Annotated in this window: 27 protein-coding genes; 13 read left to right on the forward strand and 14 right to left on the reverse strand. The window is 62.4% G+C overall.

Going from position 1 to position 18980, the window contains the following annotated elements; translation table 11 throughout:
• Positions 1–6: 6 nt before the first annotated feature.
• The 3 genes from cysW to SB822_RS46185 form a co-directional block, all read right to left on the reverse strand.
• The gene (cysW, locus tag SB822_RS46175) at positions 7–975 is read right to left on the reverse strand and encodes a sulfate ABC transporter permease subunit CysW (protein ID WP_090839039.1); all 969 of its coding nucleotides are present in this window, start codon (positions 973–975) and stop codon (positions 7–9) included.
• Positions 972–1868: a sulfate ABC transporter permease subunit CysT gene (gene cysT / locus SB822_RS46180; RefSeq protein ID WP_007587987.1), complete on the reverse strand. Its 897-nt coding sequence runs from the start codon at positions 1866–1868 to the stop codon at positions 972–974. The genes cysW and cysT overlap by 4 nt, the downstream gene beginning before the upstream one ends.
• Positions 1869–1973: 105 nt before the next feature.
• Positions 1974–3032, reverse strand: coding sequence for a sulfate ABC transporter substrate-binding protein (locus SB822_RS46185; protein WP_007587988.1), 1059 nt, complete (start codon positions 3030–3032; stop codon positions 1974–1976).
• Between the two features lie 345 nt (positions 3033–3377).
• Here SB822_RS46185 and lexA point away from each other — a divergent pair, with 345 nt between their 5' ends.
• The 3 genes from lexA (at position 3378) to SB822_RS46200 (ending at position 5160) form a co-directional block, all read left to right on the forward strand.
• A complete protein-coding gene (gene lexA, locus SB822_RS46190) occupies positions 3378–4028 on the forward strand; it encodes a transcriptional repressor LexA (protein ID WP_007587989.1) in 651 nt (216 codons plus the stop codon).
• A gap of 27 nt (positions 4029–4055) precedes the next feature.
• Entirely contained in the window at positions 4056–4400 is a 345-nt protein-coding gene (locus SB822_RS46195) for a hypothetical protein (RefSeq protein ID WP_090839037.1), read from the forward strand.
• A 118-nt stretch (positions 4401–4518) separates the two neighbouring features.
• Positions 4519–5160: a DUF2939 domain-containing protein gene (locus SB822_RS46200; protein ID WP_090839035.1), complete on the forward strand. Its 642-nt coding sequence runs from the start codon at positions 4519–4521 to the stop codon at positions 5158–5160.
• Positions 5161–5197: 37 nt separating this feature from the next.
• Here SB822_RS46200 and SB822_RS46205 read toward each other — a convergent pair whose 3' ends face one another.
• Complete coding sequence (locus SB822_RS46205) at positions 5198–5662, reverse strand: universal stress protein (RefSeq protein ID WP_007587993.1); 465 nt, start codon at positions 5660–5662, stop codon at positions 5198–5200.
• A gap of 267 nt (positions 5663–5929) precedes the next feature.
• Here SB822_RS46205 and nodI point away from each other — a divergent pair, with 267 nt between their 5' ends.
• Positions 5930–6844 carry a nodulation factor ABC transporter ATP-binding protein NodI gene (gene nodI / locus SB822_RS46210; protein WP_086916371.1) on the forward strand — a complete coding sequence of 305 codons (915 nt, stop codon included), beginning with the start codon at positions 5930–5932 and terminating at the stop codon, positions 6842–6844.
• Between the two features lie 44 nt (positions 6845–6888).
• Entirely contained in the window at positions 6889–7713 is an 825-nt protein-coding gene (locus SB822_RS46215; RefSeq protein ID WP_090839033.1) for an ABC transporter permease, read from the forward strand.
• A 54-nt stretch (positions 7714–7767) separates the two neighbouring features.
• Here the strand turns inward: SB822_RS46215 and SB822_RS46220 are convergent, their stop codons facing one another.
• From SB822_RS46220 to SB822_RS46230, 3 genes are all read right to left on the reverse strand, one after another.
• Positions 7768–8190, reverse strand: coding sequence for a hypothetical protein (locus tag SB822_RS46220; protein WP_007588002.1), 423 nt, complete (start codon positions 8188–8190; stop codon positions 7768–7770).
• Positions 8191–8438: 248 nt separating this feature from the next.
• Positions 8439–9497 (reverse strand): permease, encoded by a 1059-nt coding sequence (locus SB822_RS46225; RefSeq protein ID WP_090839030.1) that lies wholly within the window; start codon positions 9495–9497, stop codon positions 8439–8441.
• A gap of 265 nt (positions 9498–9762) precedes the next feature.
• On the reverse strand, positions 9763–10815 hold the full coding sequence (locus tag SB822_RS46230) for an NADP(H)-dependent aldo-keto reductase (RefSeq protein ID WP_007737340.1): 1053 nt from the start codon (positions 10813–10815) through the stop codon (positions 9763–9765).
• Positions 10816–10987: 172 nt separating this feature from the next.
• On the opposite strand from SB822_RS46230, the gene SB822_RS46235 reads away from it, so the two are divergent.
• The 8 genes from SB822_RS46235 (at position 10988) to SB822_RS46270 (ending at position 16057) form a co-directional block, all read left to right on the forward strand.
• Positions 10988–12433 (forward strand): MFS transporter, encoded by a 1446-nt coding sequence (locus SB822_RS46235; protein WP_090839029.1) that lies wholly within the window; start codon positions 10988–10990, stop codon positions 12431–12433.
• A gap of 30 nt (positions 12434–12463) precedes the next feature.
• The gene (locus SB822_RS46240; RefSeq protein ID WP_007588014.1) at positions 12464–12676 is read left to right on the forward strand and encodes a DUF3820 family protein; all 213 of its coding nucleotides are present in this window, start codon (positions 12464–12466) and stop codon (positions 12674–12676) included.
• A 485-nt stretch (positions 12677–13161) separates the two neighbouring features.
• Complete coding sequence (locus tag SB822_RS46245) at positions 13162–13644, forward strand: hypothetical protein (protein ID WP_090838956.1); 483 nt, start codon at positions 13162–13164, stop codon at positions 13642–13644.
• 57 nt (positions 13645–13701) lie between these two features.
• Positions 13702–14415: a translesion DNA synthesis-associated protein ImuA gene (gene imuA, locus SB822_RS46250; RefSeq protein WP_090838954.1), complete on the forward strand. Its 714-nt coding sequence runs from the start codon at positions 13702–13704 to the stop codon at positions 14413–14415.
• A gap of 47 nt (positions 14416–14462) precedes the next feature.
• Entirely contained in the window at positions 14463–14717 is a 255-nt protein-coding gene (locus tag SB822_RS46255; RefSeq protein WP_090838969.1) for a hypothetical protein, read from the forward strand.
• The gene (locus SB822_RS46260; RefSeq protein ID WP_244144506.1) at positions 14689–15339 is read left to right on the forward strand and encodes a DNA ligase; all 651 of its coding nucleotides are present in this window, start codon (positions 14689–14691) and stop codon (positions 15337–15339) included. The genes SB822_RS46255 and SB822_RS46260 overlap by 29 nt, the downstream gene beginning before the upstream one ends.
• 11 nt (positions 15340–15350) lie before the next feature.
• Positions 15351–15626, forward strand: coding sequence for a type II toxin-antitoxin system HicB family antitoxin (locus tag SB822_RS46265; protein WP_090838952.1), 276 nt, complete (start codon positions 15351–15353; stop codon positions 15624–15626).
• Between the two features lie 122 nt (positions 15627–15748).
• Positions 15749–16057 (forward strand): hypothetical protein, encoded by a 309-nt coding sequence (locus SB822_RS46270; RefSeq protein ID WP_090838949.1) that lies wholly within the window; start codon positions 15749–15751, stop codon positions 16055–16057.
• Positions 16058–16091: 34 nt separating this feature from the next.
• Here SB822_RS46270 and SB822_RS46275 read toward each other — a convergent pair whose 3' ends face one another.
• The 7 genes from SB822_RS46275 to SB822_RS46305 form a co-directional block, all read right to left on the reverse strand.
• Positions 16092–16472 carry a DUF1353 domain-containing protein gene (locus SB822_RS46275; RefSeq protein ID WP_208525948.1) on the reverse strand — a complete coding sequence of 127 codons (381 nt, stop codon included), beginning with the start codon at positions 16470–16472 and terminating at the stop codon, positions 16092–16094.
• The gene (locus tag SB822_RS46280) at positions 16469–16909 is read right to left on the reverse strand and encodes a hypothetical protein (protein ID WP_090838947.1); all 441 of its coding nucleotides are present in this window, start codon (positions 16907–16909) and stop codon (positions 16469–16471) included. Before SB822_RS46280 ends, SB822_RS46275 begins: the two co-directional genes overlap by 4 nt.
• A gap of 40 nt (positions 16910–16949) precedes the next feature.
• Entirely contained in the window at positions 16950–17225 is a 276-nt protein-coding gene (locus SB822_RS46285) for a hypothetical protein (protein ID WP_090838945.1), read from the reverse strand.
• A gap of 10 nt (positions 17226–17235) precedes the next feature.
• Positions 17236–17592, reverse strand: coding sequence for an HNH endonuclease (locus tag SB822_RS46290; protein WP_090838944.1), 357 nt, complete (start codon positions 17590–17592; stop codon positions 17236–17238).
• Positions 17593–17765: 173 nt separating this feature from the next.
• Positions 17766–18230: a glycoside hydrolase family 73 protein gene (locus SB822_RS46295; protein ID WP_090838942.1), complete on the reverse strand. Its 465-nt coding sequence runs from the start codon at positions 18228–18230 to the stop codon at positions 17766–17768.
• Position 18231: 1 nt separating this feature from the next.
• On the reverse strand, positions 18232–18480 hold the full coding sequence (locus SB822_RS46300) for a hypothetical protein (protein ID WP_090838941.1): 249 nt from the start codon (positions 18478–18480) through the stop codon (positions 18232–18234).
• Positions 18481–18634: 154 nt separating this feature from the next.
• Positions 18635–18847 carry a hypothetical protein gene (locus tag SB822_RS46305; protein WP_090838939.1) on the reverse strand — a complete coding sequence of 71 codons (213 nt, stop codon included), beginning with the start codon at positions 18845–18847 and terminating at the stop codon, positions 18635–18637.
• Between the last annotated feature and the right edge of the window lie 133 nt (positions 18848–18980).

Consider the following 18980-nt stretch of genomic DNA (forward strand, 5'->3'; position numbering starts at 1 on the left):
CTCTCCTTACTGGACCGATTGTGCGGCGGTATTCGTCGACTGCGTGGACGGCTTGCTCACGGGACCGGCATGCGCAGGCACGTCGCTCGCGCTCGCCAGTTCCGCCGACAGGTGGCGCTCGGCGAGCAGCTTCAGGCCGAGCGTGACGAGCGCGAGCAACGCGAGCAGCGACGCCACGGCGAAGGCCGCCGAAAAGTTATATTCGTTGTAGAGAATCTCGACGTGCAGCGGCATCGTGTCCGTCTGTCCGCGAATGTGGCCCGACACCACCGACACCGCGCCGAACTCGCCCATCGCCCGCGCGTTGCACAGGATCACGCCATACAGCAGACCCCATTTGACGTTCGGCAGCGTGACGCGCCGGAAGATCTGCCAGCCCGACGCGCCGAGCACGTGCGCGGCTTCTTCCTCGTCGTTGCCTTGCGCCTGCATCAGCGGAATCAGCTCGCGCGCGACGAACGGGAATGTGACGAAGATCGTCGCGAGCACGATGCCCGGCACCGCGAAAATGATCTGCACGTTGTGATCGGCGAGCCACGGTCCGAACCAGCCTTGCGCGCCGAACATCAGCACGTAGATCAGGCCGGAGATCACAGGCGACACCGAGAACGGCAGGTCGATCAGCGTCGTCAGCAGCGCCTTGCTGCGGAACTCGAACTTTGCGATACACCACGATGCCGCGAGACCGAACACGAGGTTGAGCGGCACGGCAATCGCTGCCGTCAAGAGCGTCAGCTTGATCGCGGACACGGCATCCGGATCCGCGAGCGACTCGAAGTAGTACGCAACGCCCTTGCTGAACGCCTGATAGAACACGGCAACGAGGGGCAGCGCGAGAAACAGCGCGAGAAACAGCAACGCGATGCCCGTCAGAATCCAGCGCACGACGCGCGGCTCGGTCACCGGGTCGGGACGGCGCACGGCGTTAGTGTTGCCTGCGCCCGAGCCGGAAAGCACTACGGAATCCTGGCTCATTGCGCACCTCCCGTCAGCGCAGCCGACGACACAACCGGCACCGTAGGCGCCGTGCGGCCGCGGGTCGTGCGCCGCTGCAGATACCACTGCAGCGTGTTGATCAGCAGCAGCATCAGGAACGACACCACCAGCATCACGACAGCCAGCGCCGTCGCGCCCGCGTAATCGTATTGCTCCAGCTTCGTGATGATGAGCAGCGACGTGATCTCCGACTTCATCGGCACGTTGCCCGCGATGAAGATCACCGAGCCGTATTCGCCCAACGCACGCGCGAACGCCAATGCAAAGCCCGTCAGCAGCGCGGGAAACACACTGGGAAATACGACGCGCCGGAACGTCAGCCAGCGCGAGGCGCCCAGGCACGCGGCCGCCTCTTCCTGCTCGCGCTCGAACTCTTCGAGCACGGGCTGCACAGTCCGCACGACGAACGGCAAGCCGATGAAGGTCAGCGCGACCAGCACGCCCGCCGGTGTGAACGCGATCTTGATGCCGAGCGGTTCGAGAAACTGGCCGACCCAGCCATTGCCCGAATAGATCGCCGCGAGCGAGATGCCCGCCACCGATGTGGGCAGCGCAAACGGCAGATCGACGACGGCGTCGATGATGCGCTTGAACGGAAACTTGTAGCGCACCAGCACCCACGCGACCAGAAAGCCAAACACCGCGTTGATCAGCGCGCCACCGAGTGCCGAGAAGAACGTCAGCCGGTACGACGCGAGCACGCGTGGCGACGTAACGGCGCGCACGAACTGGCTCCAGTCGAGCGTGGCCGTCTTGAGAAAAGTGGCCGCGAGCGGAATTAGCACCACGAGGCTCAGATACGCCAGCGTGATGCCGAGCGTCAGGCCGAAGCCGGGTATCGCGCTCGGCTTGCGAAAGGTCAACGTCGTCATGCGAAAGCTCTTTCAGGTTTTATGCGTTGCAACGCGTGCCGTCGCACCATTGCCGAAAGCGCGCCCGAGGGCGCGCCTTTGTTCAAACATTGCCGCTGCGTGGTTTCACTGCGGTTGGTAGATCGAATCGAACACGCCGCCATCGGCAAAGTGCGTCTTCTGCGCGTTCGTCCAGCCGCCGAACGAGTCGTCGACCGTGTACAGCTTCAGCTTCGGAAACTTATCGGTGAGCGTGGCCGGCACCTTGTTCGAACGCGGACGGTAGAAGTTCCTCGCGGCGATTTCCTGACCTTGCTCGCTGTAGAGGAAGTTCAGATACGCGTCGGCGAGCTTGCGCGAGCCATGCTTGTCGACCACCTTGTCCACCACGGCGACGGGCGGCTCGGCCAGAATGCTCGCCGACGGCACCACGATCTCGAACTTGTCGGTGCCGAATTCCTTCACCGACAGGAACGCTTCGTTTTCCCATGCGATCAGCACATCGCCGATGCCACGCTGCACGAAGCTCGTCGTCGCGCCGCGCGCGCCGGAGTCGAGCACGCCCGCGTTCTTATACAGCTTCGACACGAATTCCTTCGCCTTCTGGTCGTTGCCGCCCGGCAGATGCGACGCGTACGCCCATGCCGCCAGATAGTTCCAGCGCGCGCCGCCCGACGTCTTCGGGTTCGGCGTCACGATCGACACGCCCGGCTTCACGAGATCGTCCCAGTCCTTGATGTGCTTCGGGTTGCCCTTGCGCACGAGGAACACGATCGTCGACGTGTACGGCGACGCGTTGTCGGGCAGGCGCTTCTGCCAGTCCTTGTTGATGAGGCCCTTGTTCGCGAGCGCGTCGATGTCATAAGCGAGCGCGAGCGTCACGACGTCGGCCTGCAGGCCGTCGAGCACCGAACGCGCCTGCGCGCCCGAGCCGCCGTGCGACTGCTTGAAGGTGACCGACTCGCCCGTCTTCGCCTTCCATTCCTTGCCGAAGGCCTGATTGACGTCCTGATACAGCTCGCGGGTCGGATCGTAGGAAACATTCAGCAGCGTGGTGTCCGCATGCGCCTGCGCGATCATCCCGACCGCCGACGCAGCGCCCAGCGCGAGCGCCGCGACCAACCGCTTCGCGCTGCCGCGCTTTGCCTTCTGTGCTCCTGCCAACCCCGTGATCCGAATGCCCATCGACCTTCTCCGTCTTGTTGGTGTGACTGCCTGGTTTCCGCTGATTGCCGCGTTTCGCTGCTGCGCAAGCGGCAAGCGCCTCTGCCGCTGCGTGGGCGTTGCTGCTGCATCAATGGAAGGCAGTCTATCCAGGTGGCTTCATCATTAAAAATAATGTTTCTTCATTTTTTAATACGCAATAGTGGTAAAGGAATGGTTTGCGTCCGCGAGCGCGTCCGTAGCGTCGTTTCAGCGTCGCCTTTCGACGTTCACACGACACCCGCCGCGACGAACTTAAAGTAAAGCTTGAAATGCGCCGAATACTGTATAAAAATACAGTCACCTGTCTATCCATACAGTGGCGCCATGACCAAACTCACCGCACGTCAGCAACAGGTTTTCGAACTGATCCGCCGCGCCATCGAGCGCACGGGCTTCCCGCCCACGCGGGCCGAGATCGCGGCCGAACTCGGCTTCAGCTCGGCGAACTCGGCGGAAGAACACCTGAGGGCGCTGGCGCGCAAGGGCGTGATCGAGCTGGCGGCGGGCGCGTCGCGCGGCATCCGCCTGCTCGCGGGCCAGGACGATTCCCCGCACCAGTTCACGCTGCCGCACGCGAGCATCATGCAGTTGTCACTGCCGCTCGTGGGCCGCGTGGCAGCCGGTAGCCCGATCCTCGCGCAAGAACATATCTCGCAGACTTATACGTGCGACCCGTCGCTGTTCTCCAGCAAGCCCGACTACCTGCTGAAGGTGCGCGGCCTGTCGATGCGCGACGCGGGCATCTTCGACGGCGACCTGCTCGCCGTGCAGAAAAAGAGCGAAGCGAAAGACGGCCAGATCATCATCGCGCGTCTGGGTGACGACGTGACCGTGAAGCGCCTGAAGCGCCGGCCCAACGGCATCGAGCTGATCGCCGAGAACCCCGATTACGAAAATATTTTTGTTCAGGCCGGCAGCGCGGAGTTCGCGCTGGAAGGCATCGCGGTCGGGTTGATCCGACCGACGGAATTCTAATTAGCTGAACACTGTCTGGAGAGACTCATGGAACGCCTTGCCCGCTTGCTGCCCTTTCGCCAGTTCGGTCGTCTGCGCCATCTGCGCGAGCTTGTCCCTTGTGGTTCGCTGACGGCGCTTGCGTCGAACGTCACGGGCGGCACGGCATCGCTGTTCGATGAAGAACCCCAACCGCTGCCGTCCGCGCAGCCGGCATTCGCACGCGTGTCGCTGAACTCGGGCCTCAATGCGGAACCGGCGCGGCGCGCGCCCGTGCGGGTCTACCACGGGTCGTCGCGACTCATCATGGTCGGCACGGTGGACGCCGTGTGCAATATGATCGATCGCGCGATTGCGGAGCAAGGCGATCAGTTGGCCCAGCAGGCGGCGTGAGCGCGGTACAGGCGTGTGACATTCACGCTGAGAAACGCTTGCTTGCAAACTTGCGGGATCGTTTCGGTGCCGATCGGGTCCACACCTGATCGATATTGAAAACGGAGCGTTCTGCACAATGGCAGGTTTGATAAGGATGAAAGGCCGGGTTGGCCGGTCGATTCTGATCGCGTTGATCGTGATCGTCGTCGTGGCCGCGCTGGGTTATGCGTACGCATCGCCGTATATCGCGCTCGACCGGCTCAAACGCGCCGCCGATTCCCGAGATGTCGAAACGGTCAACGCGTACGTCGATTATCCGGCGCTGCGCGACAGCCTCAAGCTACAGGTCACGGGATTGCTGACGCGCCGGCTCGACGTGCAGCACAACGGCAATCCGCTAGCTGCCATCGGCGCGATGATCGGCGTTGCATTGATTGGTCCGCTCGTCGATGCCTATGCGACGCCGGATGGTGTCGCCGCGTTGCTCAACGGCATTCCGCCGCGCGGCGAACCGGGAGAGCGCCCGCCTCCGCCGCCCGCTGCTCGAGCGGACAATCCGGCGCCCAACTCGCCACAAACGCCTGCGCCCGCATCTAGCCAGGCTAGTGCCAATAGCAACACGCCGCCGCAGCCGCCGCAAACCACGGCGGGATATCGCGGTGTCAATGAGTTCGTTGTGAGCTATCAGCACGGTGTCGGCGACACGCGCTATGCGGCGATTTTTCGTAGGCAGGGGCTTTTCACGTGGAAGCTGTCAGCCGTCGATCTGAACGGCTGACGCTTCTTCACAACACGTGCGCCAGATGGCGGCTGCCTCACGCAGCCGCCTGCTCCTCCTCAGCCGCCGACGAGCACGCGACCAGAATGCTGCACGACACGCGGTCCAGCAGCGGCGTATTGCCCGCGCCCATCCACCAGCGCGACAGTCCCGTGCGGCAACGATGCCCGACCACCACGAGATCGGCGTGCAACTCGGTCGCTAGCGACGCAATTTCGTCGATGGGATGACCAAACGCGAAATGCCCCGTCGCCTTCACGCCACGTTCCGTGAGCCAGTCGACGCCTTCCTGCAGAATTTCACGCGCGGTCTTTTCGAAGCTGCCGCATGCGACGTCCGTCAGCAGGCCTGCGCTTTGCGCGATGCTCGAACGCATGTCGACGACCGACAGCAAATGCGTTTCCGCGCCCAGATCGAGCGCCAGATTCGCGCCGCAACGCAATGCCTTGCGGCCTTCACGCGAGCCGTCGTAGCACAGCAGAATCTTGTTGTAGCTCGCCATTTTGCTTCCCCCCATGCCCGCGACTATCGCGGTCTCATCTGAATCATGGTGCGCCGCAATTCCACATGCAAGGGATGGAAAACGCTAAGTGCGGTGGCCCGCGCAGTCCGCCATGACGCGGTGCAAGATCGTGCACACGATCCGCCAGCGATGCGCATCCATGCGCCAAACGTGGCGCGCACGATGCCCTAAAATAGGCAGCCGTCTCGCGCTTTGCACCCCGCTTTGCACCCGACACGCACCTATTCAGGGAACATCCGTCTTCGTATGTCTGAAGCTGCAATCGAATTTCATCAGGTCGAGAAGCGCTACGGCGAGAAAACTGTCGTCGACGGCTTGTCGTTTCATGTGCGCGCGGGCGAATGTTTCGGACTGCTCGGTCCCAATGGCGCAGGCAAGACCACGACGCTGCGCATGCTGCTCGGCATTGCGGCACCCGATGCAGGCAGCATCCGTTTGTGCGGCGAACCGATTCCAGTGCGCTCACGCTTCGCGCGGGCGCGCGTCGGCGTCGTGCCGCAGTTCGACAATCTCGATCCCGATTTCACGGTCCGCGAAAACCTGCTCGTGTTCGGCCGCTACTTCGGCCTGTCCGCCGCGCAGTGTCGCGCGATGGTGCCGACGCTGCTCGAATTCGCGCGCCTCGAAAGCAAGGCGGATGCGCGCGTCGGCGAGTTGTCGGGCGGGATGAAACGGCGGCTCACGCTCGCGCGCGCGCTCATCAACGACCCTGACGTGCTCATCATGGACGAGCCGACGACAGGCCTCGATCCGCAGGCGCGCCATCTGATCTGGGAGCGGCTGCGCTCGCTGCTCGCGCGCGGCAAGACGATTCTGCTGACCACGCACTTCATGGAAGAAGCCGAGCGTCTGTGTCACCGGCTGTGCGTGATCGAGGAAGGACGCAAGATCGCGGAAGGCGCGCCGAATGAATTGATCGCTTCGGAAATAGGCTGCGACGTGATCGAAGTGTACGGCCCCGATCCGGCAAAGCTGCGCGACGAACTGGCGCCGCTGTCGGTACGCACCGAGATCAGCGGCGAGACGCTCTTCTGTTATGTCGACGACCCGCAACCGGTTCATGCGCGGCTGAAACAGCGCGCGGGGCTGCGTTATCTGCACCGGCCGGCAAATCTCGAAGACGTGTTTTTGCGTCTGACCGGCCGCGAAATGCAGGACTGACGGGCACACAATAATTTGCCAACGACATCAGGCGCACCGCACACATGGACTTACGCACCTACAACACCCCCGAGCACGCCGCGACACGCGAGCGCTTCGCCGCGTTGCCCGCGAACGCCGTCAACTGGATTGCCGTCTGGCGGCGCAACTATCTGGTGTGGCGCAAGCTCGCGCTCGCGTCGATGTTCGGCAATCTCGCCGATCCGATGATCTACCTGTTCGGCCTCGGCTTCGGCCTGGGGCTCATGGTCGGATATGTCGACGGTGTCTCGTACATCTCGTTCCTCGCGGCGGGCACGGTGGCGTCGAGCGTGATGATGTCGGCGAGCTTCGAGTCGATGTATTCGGGCTTTTCGCGGATGCACGTACAGCGCACCTGGGAAGCGATCATGCACACGCCGCTCACACTCGGCGACATCGTGCTCGGCGAGGTCGTGTGGGCGGCCAGCAAGGCTGTGCTGTCGGGCGCCGCCATCATGGTCGTGGCGGGCGCGCTCGGTTATGCGAGCTTTCCGTCGATGCTCATCGCATTGCCCGTCATCGTGCTGGCGGGGCTTGCGTTTGCGAGCACGGCGATGATCGTGACGGCGCTCGCGCCCTCGTACGATTTCTTCATGTTCTATCAGACGCTGGTGCTCACGCCGATGCTGTTGCTCTCGGGCGTGTTCTTTCCGCTGTCGCAATTGCCGCACGCTGCGCAGTTCGCCGCGCAACTGCTGCCGCTCGCCCACACCGTCGACCTTATCCGTCCAGCGCTGCTCGACCGTCCGATGAACGACGCGGCGCTGCACGTGGCCGTGCTGGCCGCGTATGTGGTGGTGCCGTTCTGCGTATCGGCGGTGCTGTTCCGCCGCCGCATGATGCGCTGAGGGCGCCGCGCGCAGGTTCATACGCGGCGGCGCCCTCAAGCCGATTCAATCAGATCACTCTTCGTCGTCCGACCACGGCACGTCGACGTCCGAGATGAACTCGACCGTCGCGAACGGCCCGCCTTCCTGGCGACCGATCTTGCCGTCCGCGCGATGCCATTCCACGCGGAACATCGTACCCGGATCGTCGGAGCGCAAACGGATCGTGCGCAACTCTTCCGGATCGGCTTCCTCGACGGGGCCATCGAGCGAAACGAGCAGCGCCTGCGGCCACATGCCGTCGACGGGATCGTAAATGCGGTCGCCGTCGGGAATCGACGTATGCGCTTCGACGCCGATCGTCGCCGATGCGTCGATGATCATCTTGCCCAATGCGCGCAGCACGGCTGTTGCGCGTGCCGAGTTGGCCTGACGGATAGCGAGATCCCCGCGCGTCAGCGCCTGCTCGAGTTTCGGATTGGTCTTTTGTTGGGCCATGCGATGTCCTGAATTATCTGGTTGGCGCTTGCACGCCGTTTTCTGCAGCTGAATGATTCGTCCTGTCTTGCGCCGCGTTGGCAGCATGAACGGGCGCCATCGTAGCATTTGCGTCCGTCCGCCTGCGTCTTGCAGTGCAACAAGGCAACGCCCATGCAACCAGGCGATGCATGCGATCGCGCGCTTGCCTCCCCAGTTTAGGACGAGATTCGCCGCCGCGACGCCGCGTTTTAATTACAAGCGCTTGCTCAGAAGCCGAGCGCCACGGCCAGCAGCCCGGCCAGCACGCCGAACGCGACCACGCCGACGGCGACGACGCTCAGCACGCGCGGCCGGAACGAGCGCGCGAGCATCGCGAGCGACGGCACGCTGATGGGCGGCAGCGTCATCAGCAGCGCGCCCGCAGGCCCGACGCCCATACCGAGCGACAGCATCGCCTGAACGATGGGCACCTCGCCCGCCGTCGGGATCACGAACAGCGTGCCCGCGACGGCCAGCGCGACGATCCATACGATGTCGTTGCCGATCTCCGGCCCGACTTGCGGAAAGAGCCACGCGCGCGCCGCGCCGAGCAGCAGGACCAGCACGATGTATTCCGGCACGAGGCGTACGGCCATCCGCGCGAAGATCGACAGCCAGCGCGCGAACGGATTGCCGTCACGCTGCTCGCCGACCAGTTCGACGAGGTGCGCGTCGGCCGCTTGCGCTTCCGTGGGTGTCACGAGCCGGTTCGCCAGATAGCCGAGGCCGAACACCATCGCGATGCCGAGCACGAGCCGCAACCCGGCCCAGTGCCAGCCGAGCACGAAGCCCATGAACACGAGCGTCGCGGGGTTGAGGACCGAATTGCCGAGCCAGAACGCGATCGCGCCGCCCGGCGAAGCCTGCCGCGCACGCAGTCCGGCGACGACGGGCGCCGCGCAGCACGTGCACATCATGCCCGGCAGCGCGAGCAGGCCGCCCGCCGCGACGCTGCCGAAGCCCGTCTTGCCGAGCAGCCGCGCGACCCAATGCGCGGGCAGCAGCGCCTGCACGGCCGAGCCGAGCAGCAGGCCGAGCACCATCGCCTGCCAGATCGCCTTACCGTACGCGAGCGCGTAGGCCAGCGCCGCGCTCCACGACGGCGCAGGCGGGCTCGACGCCTTGCCCATCAGGATCGACGCGCCGATCGAATGCGTCGATGCCGCCGTGAACGCGCGGTTGTAATACGGAAACCATTTGACGTAGAAGAGCCCGACGATGGCGAGCAGCACGAAAATCGGCCAGGTCGAGGCGGCGGACGAAGTGGTGGGACGCGTAGCGTTCATCGTCGTGGGGATTGGTCGTTGTGTTGTTGACTACGTTGCCGCTCGTACGGCATGCGCGGGCTCGCGCGCCGTCTGGGCTGCCGCATCGGCACGCGGCAGCGGTCACTCTACACGGATCGAACGGGATCGTAAAAAGTGGGGACGAAAGCGGCGCGACGGGTGGTTTTTATCCACGACCGCGTGCTGTTGAACGTGGCGCTGGGTGCGTTCGTGCACTTGCCGCCAGCGCACCGCGACATTGGCATCGCGGCGCGCGGCGTGCCGCTCAGGGCGCGGGGTTCGGCTGCAGTTCGTGCAGCGCGTCGATTTCGGCAAGCGCTTCCGGCGACAGCTTCACATTGGCGCTCGCGATATTCTCTTTCAACTGATCGAGCGACGTCGCACCGATCAGATTGCTCGTCAGGAACGGCCGGCTGTTGACGAATGCGAGCGCGAACTGCGCGGGCGACAGGCCGTGGCGCTTCGCAAGCTCGACGTAACGTGTCGTTGCCTGCACGGCTTGCGGCTTGCTGTAGCGCTGGAAGCGCTCGAATAGCGTGATGCGCGCGCCCGCCGGACGCGCACCGCCTTCGTACTTGCCCGACAGCCAGCCGAACGCGAGCGGCGAATACGCGAGCAGCCCGACATGCTCGCGATGTGAGAACTCCGACAGCCCCGCTTCGAACGTGCGGTTCAGCAGGCTGTACGGATTCTGGATCGACACGATGCGCGGCAAACCGAGCTTCTCCGACGCGCGCAGAAATTGCGCGACGCCCCAAGGCGTTTCGTTCGATACGCCGATATGACGCACCTTCCCTTCCTTCACGAAATCCGCCAGCACGCTGAGCGTCTCTTCGATGGGCACCGTGTATGCATCGTCGATCCACGGATACGCCGGGCGGCCGAACGTCATCGTGCTGCGATCGGGCCAGTGCAGCTGGTACAGATCGACGTAGTCCGTTTGCAGACGCTTGAGACTGTCGTTCAGCGCCTCGGTGAGATTCTTGCGGTCGTACTGGTTGCCCTCGCCGCGAATGTGACGCGGGTTGTGCGGCTGACGCGCGGGACCTGCGATCTTCGTCGCGAGCACGATCTTGTCGCGCATACTGCGATGCTGCGCGATCCACGTGCCGATGTAGCGCTCCGTCAAGCCCTGCGTCTCCGGACGCGGCGGCACCGGGTACATCTCGGCGGCGTCGATCAGCGTAACGCCCTGGTCGAGCGCGTAATCGATCTGCTCGTGCGCGTCGCGCTCCGTGTTCTGCTCGCCCCACGTCATCGTGCCGAGACCGATCAGGCTGACCTTCACATCCGTATCGCCGAGTCTGCGGTATTCCATCGCCTGGTTCCTGTTCGTGTTCTTGCGGGTGATAAATCGGGAAAAGGCGAAATTACCATGTCCGCGCGAACCGCGTGCGTGGCTAGAATAGCGGCTGGCCGCGCCGGCACATGACCAGGCATCTGGCCAGGCGCGTGGCCGGTTTCGATGCGCTTACAACGTTCGGAGAGTCATGTCGATGTCAGATACGCCGTCCACGTCATCCGTCCCGTCGCACGGACGGCAGTCGCTGATCGTGACGCTCGTGGCCGCGGCGTTTTTCATGGAGAACCTCGACGGCACGATCATCGCGACCGCGCTGCCGCAGATGGCGCAGTCGTTCAACGTGCATGCCGTCGATCTCTCCATCGGCATCACGTCGTATCTGCTGACGCTCGCCGTGTTCATCCCGATCAGCGGCTGGACCGCCGACCGCTTCGGCGTACGCAACGTGTTCACGGCGGCGCTCGCGGTGTTCACGGCGTCGTCGGTTGTATGCGGGATGACGAACGGGCTCGTCGAGTTCACGGCGGCGCGCATCGTGCAGGGCATCGGCGGCGCGATGATGGTGCCCGTCGGGCGGCTCGCCGTCTTGCGCGCGACGCCCAAGGACGGCCTGATGCGCGCGATCTCGATCATCACCTGGCCCGGCCTCGTCGCGCCCGTGCTCGGACCGCCGCTCGGCGGCTTCATCACGACGTACTCGTCGTGGCGCTGGATCTTCTATCTGAATGTGCCGCTTGGGATTCTCGGCATCGTGCTCGCGTGGCGCTTTATCGGCGCGGAAGGTGAATCGCAGAAACGTCCGTTCGACGGCATCGGCTTCGCGCTGTGCGGCATCGCGGGCACGGCCGTCATGTATGCGATGGAACTGCTCGGACGCTCGGATGCGCCGTGGCGCGAAGCGCTCGCGTTTCTCGCGGGCGGGTTCGGCGCGGGCATCGGCGCCCTCTTTCATCTGCGCCGCAGCGCGCATCCTGTTGTCGATCTGTCGGCGTTTCGTGTGAAGACGTTTGCTGTCGCGATGGGCGGCGGCTCGTTGTTTCGCGTGTCGATCAGCGCCGTGCCGTTTCTGCTGCCGCTGATGTTCCAGCTCGGCTTCGGCATGAATGCGTTCCATTCGGGGCTGCTGACGCTCATCGTGTTCGCTGGCAACCTGTCGATGAAGCTCGTGACGACGCCCGTGATGCGGCGCTTTGGCTTTCGTCCGGTATTGCTCGTGAATGGCGCGCTCGCGGCGATCAGCATTGCGGCGATGAGTCTGCTGACGGCTGCGACGCCGCTCGTCCCGATGGCCGTCGTGCTGTTTGCTAGCGGCTTGTCGCGCTCGCTGCAGTTCACTGCGGTCAACACGCTTGCGTTCGCTGATGTACCGAAGCCGCAGATGAGCGGCGCATCGACGTTATCGAGCACACTCTCGCAAATGACGATGGGTATGGGCGTCGCGCTCGGCGCGATCGCACTGCGGGTTGCAGCGTGGCTGCATGGACATGAAGCGCAGTCGGTGACGCCGGCCGATTTCAGCATTGCTTTCCTGCTGGTGGCGGCCGTCGGGCTGGTGGCGATCGTCGATGTGTTCGGGCTCGAACGCGATGCAGGCGCGCATGTAAGCGGGCATCATCGGCGGAAACGGGTTTGAGATGCCCGGCGCTGAACAGGTGGACTTGAAATGAATGTCGAACAGTTTGAATTACTCGTGACGCGCACGATGCCTTACGGCAAATACAAAGGCCGCGTGATCGCCGATCTGCCGGGACATTATCTGAACTGGTTTGCGCGCGAAGGATTTCCGCCTGGCGAGATCGGCAGGCTGCTCGCGTTGATGCACGAGATCGATCACAACGGCTTGAAGGAGTTGCTGAAGCCGTTGCGGAAGGGATGAATCTGCGGTTGACCTGATGCGCGCGCGTTCAATTCTTTGAACGACAGCGCGTCGCATGTCACGGACGCCAAAACAAAAACGGCATTGCGATTTCTCGCAATGCCGTTTCTGAATTCTTTGGGGTGGCTGATGGGACTCGAACCCACGACGACAGGAATCACAATCCAGCCGTCAAAATCGCCCTAAGCCTTGACAGGGAAGGATCGGCCTAAATAATCTCGGAACAAAATACACTCTGACAACAACGGTTTTATGCGGGTTTCAGGGCAGTCGTTCTGAAATTTTCTTCGCCGAATTCGCGCAAAAAAGACGCTCGCATTCCTGCACCCCATGCGGGGTTTCACTCGCCAGAGAAGCGCATTAGTATTGGCGATCGATCAGATTCGTCTAATGCATGCTGTTTTTTTGAGCGTCTCAAGCCGGCATGTGGACGACTTCCTTGATTCGGTATTAGACACAAATTGAACATCAGACCGGGGGCAAAAATGGACCTGCAAGAGGAAAGTAGACGTAGGGTACGAGCGTCGCTTTTTGAGTGGAAACAGCAAACAGACGGCCTCTTCAAAGAATGGATTCTCGAAACCGTAAAGACTCTGGCGCTGCTAAACAGCGCTGGCCTCGCCGGCGTCGCGGCAATCTTCGCGAGCGACGGTGTGGCGAAAGCGATGCTAGGAAATTACCCATCGGCCGCTCTATTTATGGTCGGACTCATGGCTGCCGGATTTGATATGTATTTCAACGCGCAAGGATGGCTGGGCAGGAACATCGAAATATTCGAGCGTATCAAGCGCTTTGACGCCGATGAGTTGGAAGCGAGGCGTGCGTTCGAAATGACCCGCAAGGGAGAAAGGTGGTTCGTCGCAGCTAGCATCGCTGGATGGACATCAGCCGTTATGTTCGTCCTTGGCGCATGGCCATTCATTAGGACCGCGTTCGGGCAGGTCGCGCACTTGATCTGCGGCAAATAGGGAGCGCATGCGGGAGAGTGGTCTATACTGTATATCCGCACAGTATCAGAGGCGGTCATGAGCACTGTTCCGGCCCCACAACCTGAAAGCATTCACCCGTCGCTCTGGCGCGCGTCACAGTTGGCGCGCGGCCGGATTTCGACAGTCGAGACCGGATACCCGTCCCTATCGGCGGAATTGCCCGGCGGAGGATGGCCTATCAGCTCACTCATCGAGATACTGGCGCAGACCCACGGGTGCGGAGAAATGCGGCTGATCGCGCCAGCGCTCGCGAAATTATCGGCGCCAATCTTGTTGCTCAGCCCACCGGCTGAACCGTCGGCACACGGCTTAGCGTATGCCGGCATCTCGCCGGAGCGGCTCATCCTAGTCCGCGCGCAGCAAGCACGCGATCAGCTATGGTCAGCCGAACAGGCTCTGACCGCCGGCACGTGCGCCGCAGTGTTGCTCTGGCAAAAGCACGTGCGCACCGACTCTCTACGCCGTCTCCTTCTTGCCGCAAGATCGAGCACAACGATTTTCTTCGTCATGCGCCATTTGAGCGAAGCCCGCGACGCATCGCCGGCGGACCTGAGGGTCGCGGTGAGACCTTCCGAAGTAGGCGCATCGGTTGAGATCCTGAAGCGCAAAGGCCCGCGCTTCGAGGGTTCGCTCGACATTGACCTCCAACCGGCTACCGCGCTCATCAGCAGCCGCAGTCGCAACCGCGTGCGCCGTAGCGTCACGCCGGACATTGCACCGGCCCGCATTCCGGTCGACGTACCTGCGTAGTGAATCAGGCTCGATTCGTGCGGCACCTACGGCAAGGAGGTGGTGCCGTGAATACTACCGAGTTCATCCAACAAGCTGAGCGTCAGGCGAAAATCGTCGAAGCGCTCCTTCTCGCTCGCTATACACTCGTCATACATGACAGCAATATCATCAGGTGCGAGGGCGAGGAATGGACGCTGGACTTTCGCCCAGAGATCGAAGTCATAGACGCTGCGCTCGAACTCGCAGGGATCGATACGACGCAACCGATGATTGCGCCTGCCCGGCGACGCGATGACGATTCCGATGGCGGTGATGATTGAAGCTACAGATCTGATGCACTCGACGTTGCAAACGCGTCCGTTCTCGAACCGCGACTGGGTGTTCGAATGGAAGCTTGACGGCTTCAGATGCCTCGTCAGGAAGTATGGCGAACAGGTTGATCTGATCAGCCGCCAAGGCAATTTCTTCAACACCTCATTTCCAGAGATTGTGAAGGCAATCGCAGCCGTGCCCGGCGATTTTGTGTGGGATGCTGAGCTAACCGTCGGTAGCGGTCGAGGTGCAATCGAATTTGCCAGCCTCCAGCAACGGGCCCGCACACTATTGCCCAGGAACGTTCCGGCTGCCGCAAAAAAGTGCCCGGCGCGGCTATACGTGTTTGACATGCTCTCGTCGGGGAAGCGGGACGTTCGAGACAGACCGCTATTCGAGCGCAAAGAACAGCTTCGCGACAGCTTTGACGACACGCCGCACCTCGCCTATACGACGCATGTTGAAGGCGTCGGGGAGCTTGTGTTCGAGCAGGTGCAGCTCAACGACTTCGAGGGAATGGTGGCAAAGCGAACATGGTCCGTCTATATGCGCGGCCGCTCGCTCAACTGGATTAAAGTGAAGAATGCTGGCTACTGTAGGCAGGCTGCTTTAGGCTTTGGCAAAACATAAGGGAGACGAACATGTTGAGGTACCCGGCTAGATTCCAACCGTTCGAGGAAGGCGGATTCGTTGTAACGTTCCGGGACATTCCCGAGGCGATCACCCAAGGTGACACGATCGATGAAGCCGTGATCATGGCCGCAGATGCGTTGGCCACTGCTATGGACTTCTATTTCGAGGATCAGCGACCCGTCCCACCTCCATCTGCCGTCGAGGATGGGGAGGAACTGGTTGCCCTGTCAGAAAGCATGTCTGACAAAGTGCTGGCGTTCAATGAAGCGCTGACGAACACATAAGATGGCGCAGTACAGCCCGCGGCCTGCAGGCTCATATTCGACGCCATTAGCAAATCGACGCGAATGAGGAAGCGGGAAATGTAAGATTGTCGCGCCGCTTTTCGGCAGTCCGAGGAGAAAGGATGAAGCTGTCTGAATATATCGCACGGCTCCAATCAATCTTGGAAGCCGAGGGTGACCTGCTTGTTATTCAAACCAGCCCCAAGGCACCCGCGTGCGCTCAAGGTTTTACTTTCGGCAGGGCACCGGAACCCACTGTCTATCGAGTCGGCGACTACCACGGAATGAAACTCGCCATGACTGGCAACGGACGCGGAGTGACGGAAATCGGGCACGTCGTGTGCATTGGCGGTCGGGACCCGCTCGAGCAAAGCGAGATCAATTCGTTTATCGTCCCCCTCGGCCAGCCAGCCATTAAATACAGCCCATAGCCTGTAAAAATGAAATACAGGCTATGGGCTGTTATCACGCAGCGATTGGCTTCTCATCCCAATGCGAGCCGCCAAACGCACGCACTGCCGCCCACATGATCGCGCGGCGCCACGCCGGAACGCCCGTCACAGCCGACGCCTCCCGCAGCACCGCGTCGGCCGTCTCGCGGTCGACGATGTGAGCGGTATAGAGGTAGTCGTGCACGACGCTCGCCTCGTTGCTGGTCCCACCGGCGAGCATGTACGCGATCGGCACGCGCGGCACCGATGCGAGATCCGTGACGAAGCCGGTCGGCACGACGATCACCTTCCCCGTGACATCCGAGTCGTAGATCAGCGGCGCTGTCAGGCGCCACTTCCCGTCATCGATGCCGGTGGCGTTCTCCATCACCAGCGAAGTCAGGAACTTGCTCATTGCGTCGCCGCTCCGAATGCGGCCGCCGGCGCGGCGGTCGTCGGGGTGCCGTACTGCGCAAGCGCGGCCGACAAAGCCACCTGAAACGCCATCAGCCCGATCTGCGCACCCGACTTCGCGGCATCGTCGATCGGCAGCAGCGCGATCACCTGCACGGCGGCCGGAATCGACGTATTAACGAGTGCGACCACGTTGGAAGGATCGACCGATGCATTGGCGGCGCACACGGAGCCGTTGAGCTTCACCACCTGGCCGATGATGACCTGTTGGGTCGGGTCGCTGACCGTCATGGCCTGCACCGACAACAGCGTCGGCTGAACTACTGCGCAAGCCTTGGCGACTTGCGCCTGGAAGTTGCTGGCGACCTGCGGCGCATTCGCGCAGCCAGCGAAGAACATGAGCGCGGCGAGGCCTGCCGCAAGCAGCATTTTTTTCATCTCGGTTTCCTTTGAAATTTGCCGCGGGTGCGGCGGGGATTTACTGGTGTGCGCCGGCGGGCACCGACACCGCGGGCGAAATGACGTTCACCGGATTGATGAGCGGCGCCGTCGCGAATTGCGTCTTTGCTGCCGCGCGCGCGGCGACGACGTTGTATGCCGCGTGGATGCCTGCGGCCACCAGACCGGCGACGAGCGAAGAAACGCTGGCCGGTACCGGGCCGCGGCAACCGCCGAGGATCCATTCGACTGCGGGCACGAGTTCAGCTGCGCTGACGGTCAGGCCGCCCGTGATGAGGCTGGAAGTTTTATTCACGCTTTCTCCTTCAGGAATCGGCCAGCGGCCGGTGAGAGATCTTGTCGTGCCAGTGATGCGAGTCGGCGACGACTTCGACGTTGAAACTGCGGAAATTTCCCAGGTGGCCGAAGTGCAGATGACAGTTCACGCCGCCCTTGTTCGCCTCGCACAACGTCACGAGGTTCGACCGATCAAGTTCGAGATCCGGGTGCAGGTGAAACGGCCGGATGTGGTGCACTTCAAGCTTGTCGGCGCCGCCGCACACCGCGCACGTTGGGTTTTGCTCGAGGTGGTGCTTACGCACGGTCGGCCAATGCGTCGAGCGCTTTGACGCAATGGGATGCTTGCCCTTCGCCGCGTCGACGAGGTGTTTGATGATTGGCATGTTCGTAAACGGAAAAACCGCCCGAAGGCGGTCGTGGTGGAAGCAACTTTTTCGTCTTGTTTGCTGATCGACGGACCTGTAGATTTACGCACCGGAAGGTCATCCCCGATTTCCGGTGCGTGTTAAGGTCCGATGAGCGATTCGCCGTCGGGCCATCTTTTTGTCCGTCTGCGTCAGGCGGGAGCGGAGTCCAGCGTCGACAGGTTGTGCGCCTTGATGATCGACACGATCTTCTGGCCGTATTGCGGATCGGTTGCGTACCCGGCCGCCGCGATCGCGAGCGCGAATGTCGAGCCGCTCGTATATGCGAACGCGGGCTGATAGCGCCTGTTGTTCAGCAGAAACGCCGCGTGATCGTCGATGCACGCTTGCCAGTTCGGGTACTTGCGCCACTTCGCGGACACCGTCACCCATTGGCCTTTCAGGAACTCTCGCGTATCCATCGTGAGCACGTCGCCATGCCACGCTGAGTCGGCCTTCACACCGAACAGGTTGAATGCCTGTTTCGAGAGCGCGGACGTGCCCCAGCCTGACTCGAGCGCGCCCTGCGCCACGACGAACGATGCAGGGATCTTCGTCGCCTTCGCGCTCGCGCGCGCCGCCGGCGCGATCGCGTAAATGAAGTCGTTCGGGTTCATATCAGTCCAGTGACGGCCATTTGCCGTGAGCGAGAGCCCAGAGAGCGCCGGCGACCGTGAGGAACGGGCCGACCCAGATAACCACACGGCGGAGCACGCGCCCTGTCGCGGTGAAGAAGCCGACGCCCGACTTAGCGAGCTTCAGCAACTCGACCAGTTCCTTTGTGTTCGACTCGACGCGGAGCGTCGCTTCCGTGTTCGTCAAAAGCTCCGCGCGATACGCGCTGATCTCCTGTTCGAAAGTCCTCATCTGGCTCTCCAGTGCGGCCACCCGTCGATCCCGTTGCGGTTTGACCGTCCGGAGCGGTGACGGTGAAGGCCGTCGCTGCGGTGAACAGAATGTTGTAGACGCCGATCATCGTTGAGGTCGACGTAACCGGTCATTGGACCCGCGATGTAGAGCTTCATGCGGCAGCCCTTCCCGTCGAAACCATTGCGTGGAAGGCTGCGCTGAGGGAGTCGAGGACGATCATTTGCCGCTCCATCCGCGCATCGGCACGCATGCGTTGTCCGATCCACTTCTGATTCGACTCATATTCGGTCGACGCCGGAAACTTCTTGCCGGTGACCTTGAATTTCGCATTGATCTTTTCCGGATCGCCAGGGCGTTGTTGCATAAATCGGGTTTGAAGACAAAGGCGGTCGTGTGATCTTGAATTCAGGCAATGCGAGAGGATTGCGGACGTGCGAGCGCCGTCATGCGGTTGAGCACGCCGACGCGAACCGCCACTTCGGTCGCCTGGGAGCCGA

It is taken from the genome of Paraburkholderia sp. SIMBA_054 (genome assembly GCF_046534875.1).
Classification (GTDB): Bacteria; Pseudomonadota; Gammaproteobacteria; order Burkholderiales; family Burkholderiaceae; genus Paraburkholderia; species Paraburkholderia hospita.

What these genes read in the sequence shown, in the direction of transcription:
- SB822_RS46225 (WP_090839030.1), bottom strand. Translation starts at nt 9,497, where the DNA reads ATGAACGCTACGCGTCCCACCACTTCGTCCGCCGCCTCGACCTGGCCG.
- SB822_RS46235 (WP_090839029.1), top strand. Translation starts at nt 10,988, where the DNA reads ATGTCGATGTCAGATACGCCGTCCACGTCATCCGTCCCGTCGCACGGA.
- SB822_RS46265 (WP_090838952.1), top strand. Translation starts at nt 15,351, where the DNA reads ATGTTGAGGTACCCGGCTAGATTCCAACCGTTCGAGGAAGGCGGATTC.
- SB822_RS46195 (WP_090839037.1), top strand. Translation starts at nt 4,056, where the DNA reads ATGGAACGCCTTGCCCGCTTGCTGCCCTTTCGCCAGTTCGGTCGTCTG.
- imuA (WP_090838954.1), top strand. Translation starts at nt 13,702, where the DNA reads ATGAGCACTGTTCCGGCCCCACAACCTGAAAGCATTCACCCGTCGCTC.
- SB822_RS46220 (WP_007588002.1), bottom strand. Translation starts at nt 8,190, where the DNA reads ATGGCCCAACAAAAGACCAATCCGAAACTCGAGCAGGCGCTGACGCGC.
- SB822_RS46305 (WP_090838939.1), bottom strand. Translation starts at nt 18,847, where the DNA reads ATGCAACAACGCCCTGGCGATCCGGAAAAGATCAATGCGAAATTCAAG.
- SB822_RS46245 (WP_090838956.1), top strand. Translation starts at nt 13,162, where the DNA reads ATGGACCTGCAAGAGGAAAGTAGACGTAGGGTACGAGCGTCGCTTTTT.
- lexA (WP_007587989.1), top strand. Translation starts at nt 3,378, where the DNA reads ATGACCAAACTCACCGCACGTCAGCAACAGGTTTTCGAACTGATCCGC.
- SB822_RS46270 (WP_090838949.1), top strand. Translation starts at nt 15,749, where the DNA reads ATGAAGCTGTCTGAATATATCGCACGGCTCCAATCAATCTTGGAAGCC.
- SB822_RS46200 (WP_090839035.1), top strand. Translation starts at nt 4,519, where the DNA reads ATGGCAGGTTTGATAAGGATGAAAGGCCGGGTTGGCCGGTCGATTCTG.
- SB822_RS46215 (WP_090839033.1), top strand. Translation starts at nt 6,889, where the DNA reads ATGGACTTACGCACCTACAACACCCCCGAGCACGCCGCGACACGCGAG.
- SB822_RS46260 (WP_244144506.1), top strand. Translation starts at nt 14,689, where the DNA reads ATGACGATTCCGATGGCGGTGATGATTGAAGCTACAGATCTGATGCAC.
- SB822_RS46290 (WP_090838944.1), bottom strand. Translation starts at nt 17,592, where the DNA reads ATGCCAATCATCAAACACCTCGTCGACGCGGCGAAGGGCAAGCATCCC.
- SB822_RS46295 (WP_090838942.1), bottom strand. Translation starts at nt 18,230, where the DNA reads ATGAACCCGAACGACTTCATTTACGCGATCGCGCCGGCGGCGCGCGCG.
- SB822_RS46240 (WP_007588014.1), top strand. Translation starts at nt 12,464, where the DNA reads ATGAATGTCGAACAGTTTGAATTACTCGTGACGCGCACGATGCCTTAC.
- SB822_RS46185 (WP_007587988.1), bottom strand. Translation starts at nt 3,032, where the DNA reads ATGGGCATTCGGATCACGGGGTTGGCAGGAGCACAGAAGGCAAAGCGC.
- cysT (WP_007587987.1), bottom strand. Translation starts at nt 1,868, where the DNA reads ATGACGACGTTGACCTTTCGCAAGCCGAGCGCGATACCCGGCTTCGGC.
- SB822_RS46300 (WP_090838941.1), bottom strand. Translation starts at nt 18,480, where the DNA reads ATGAGGACTTTCGAACAGGAGATCAGCGCGTATCGCGCGGAGCTTTTG.
- SB822_RS46275 (WP_208525948.1), bottom strand. Translation starts at nt 16,472, where the DNA reads ATGAGCAAGTTCCTGACTTCGCTGGTGATGGAGAACGCCACCGGCATC.
- cysW (WP_090839039.1), bottom strand. Translation starts at nt 975, where the DNA reads ATGAGCCAGGATTCCGTAGTGCTTTCCGGCTCGGGCGCAGGCAACACT.
- SB822_RS46230 (WP_007737340.1), bottom strand. Translation starts at nt 10,815, where the DNA reads ATGGAATACCGCAGACTCGGCGATACGGATGTGAAGGTCAGCCTGATC.
- nodI (WP_086916371.1), top strand. Translation starts at nt 5,930, where the DNA reads ATGTCTGAAGCTGCAATCGAATTTCATCAGGTCGAGAAGCGCTACGGC.
- SB822_RS46205 (WP_007587993.1), bottom strand. Translation starts at nt 5,662, where the DNA reads ATGGCGAGCTACAACAAGATTCTGCTGTGCTACGACGGCTCGCGTGAA.
- SB822_RS46280 (WP_090838947.1), bottom strand. Translation starts at nt 16,909, where the DNA reads ATGAAAAAAATGCTGCTTGCGGCAGGCCTCGCCGCGCTCATGTTCTTC.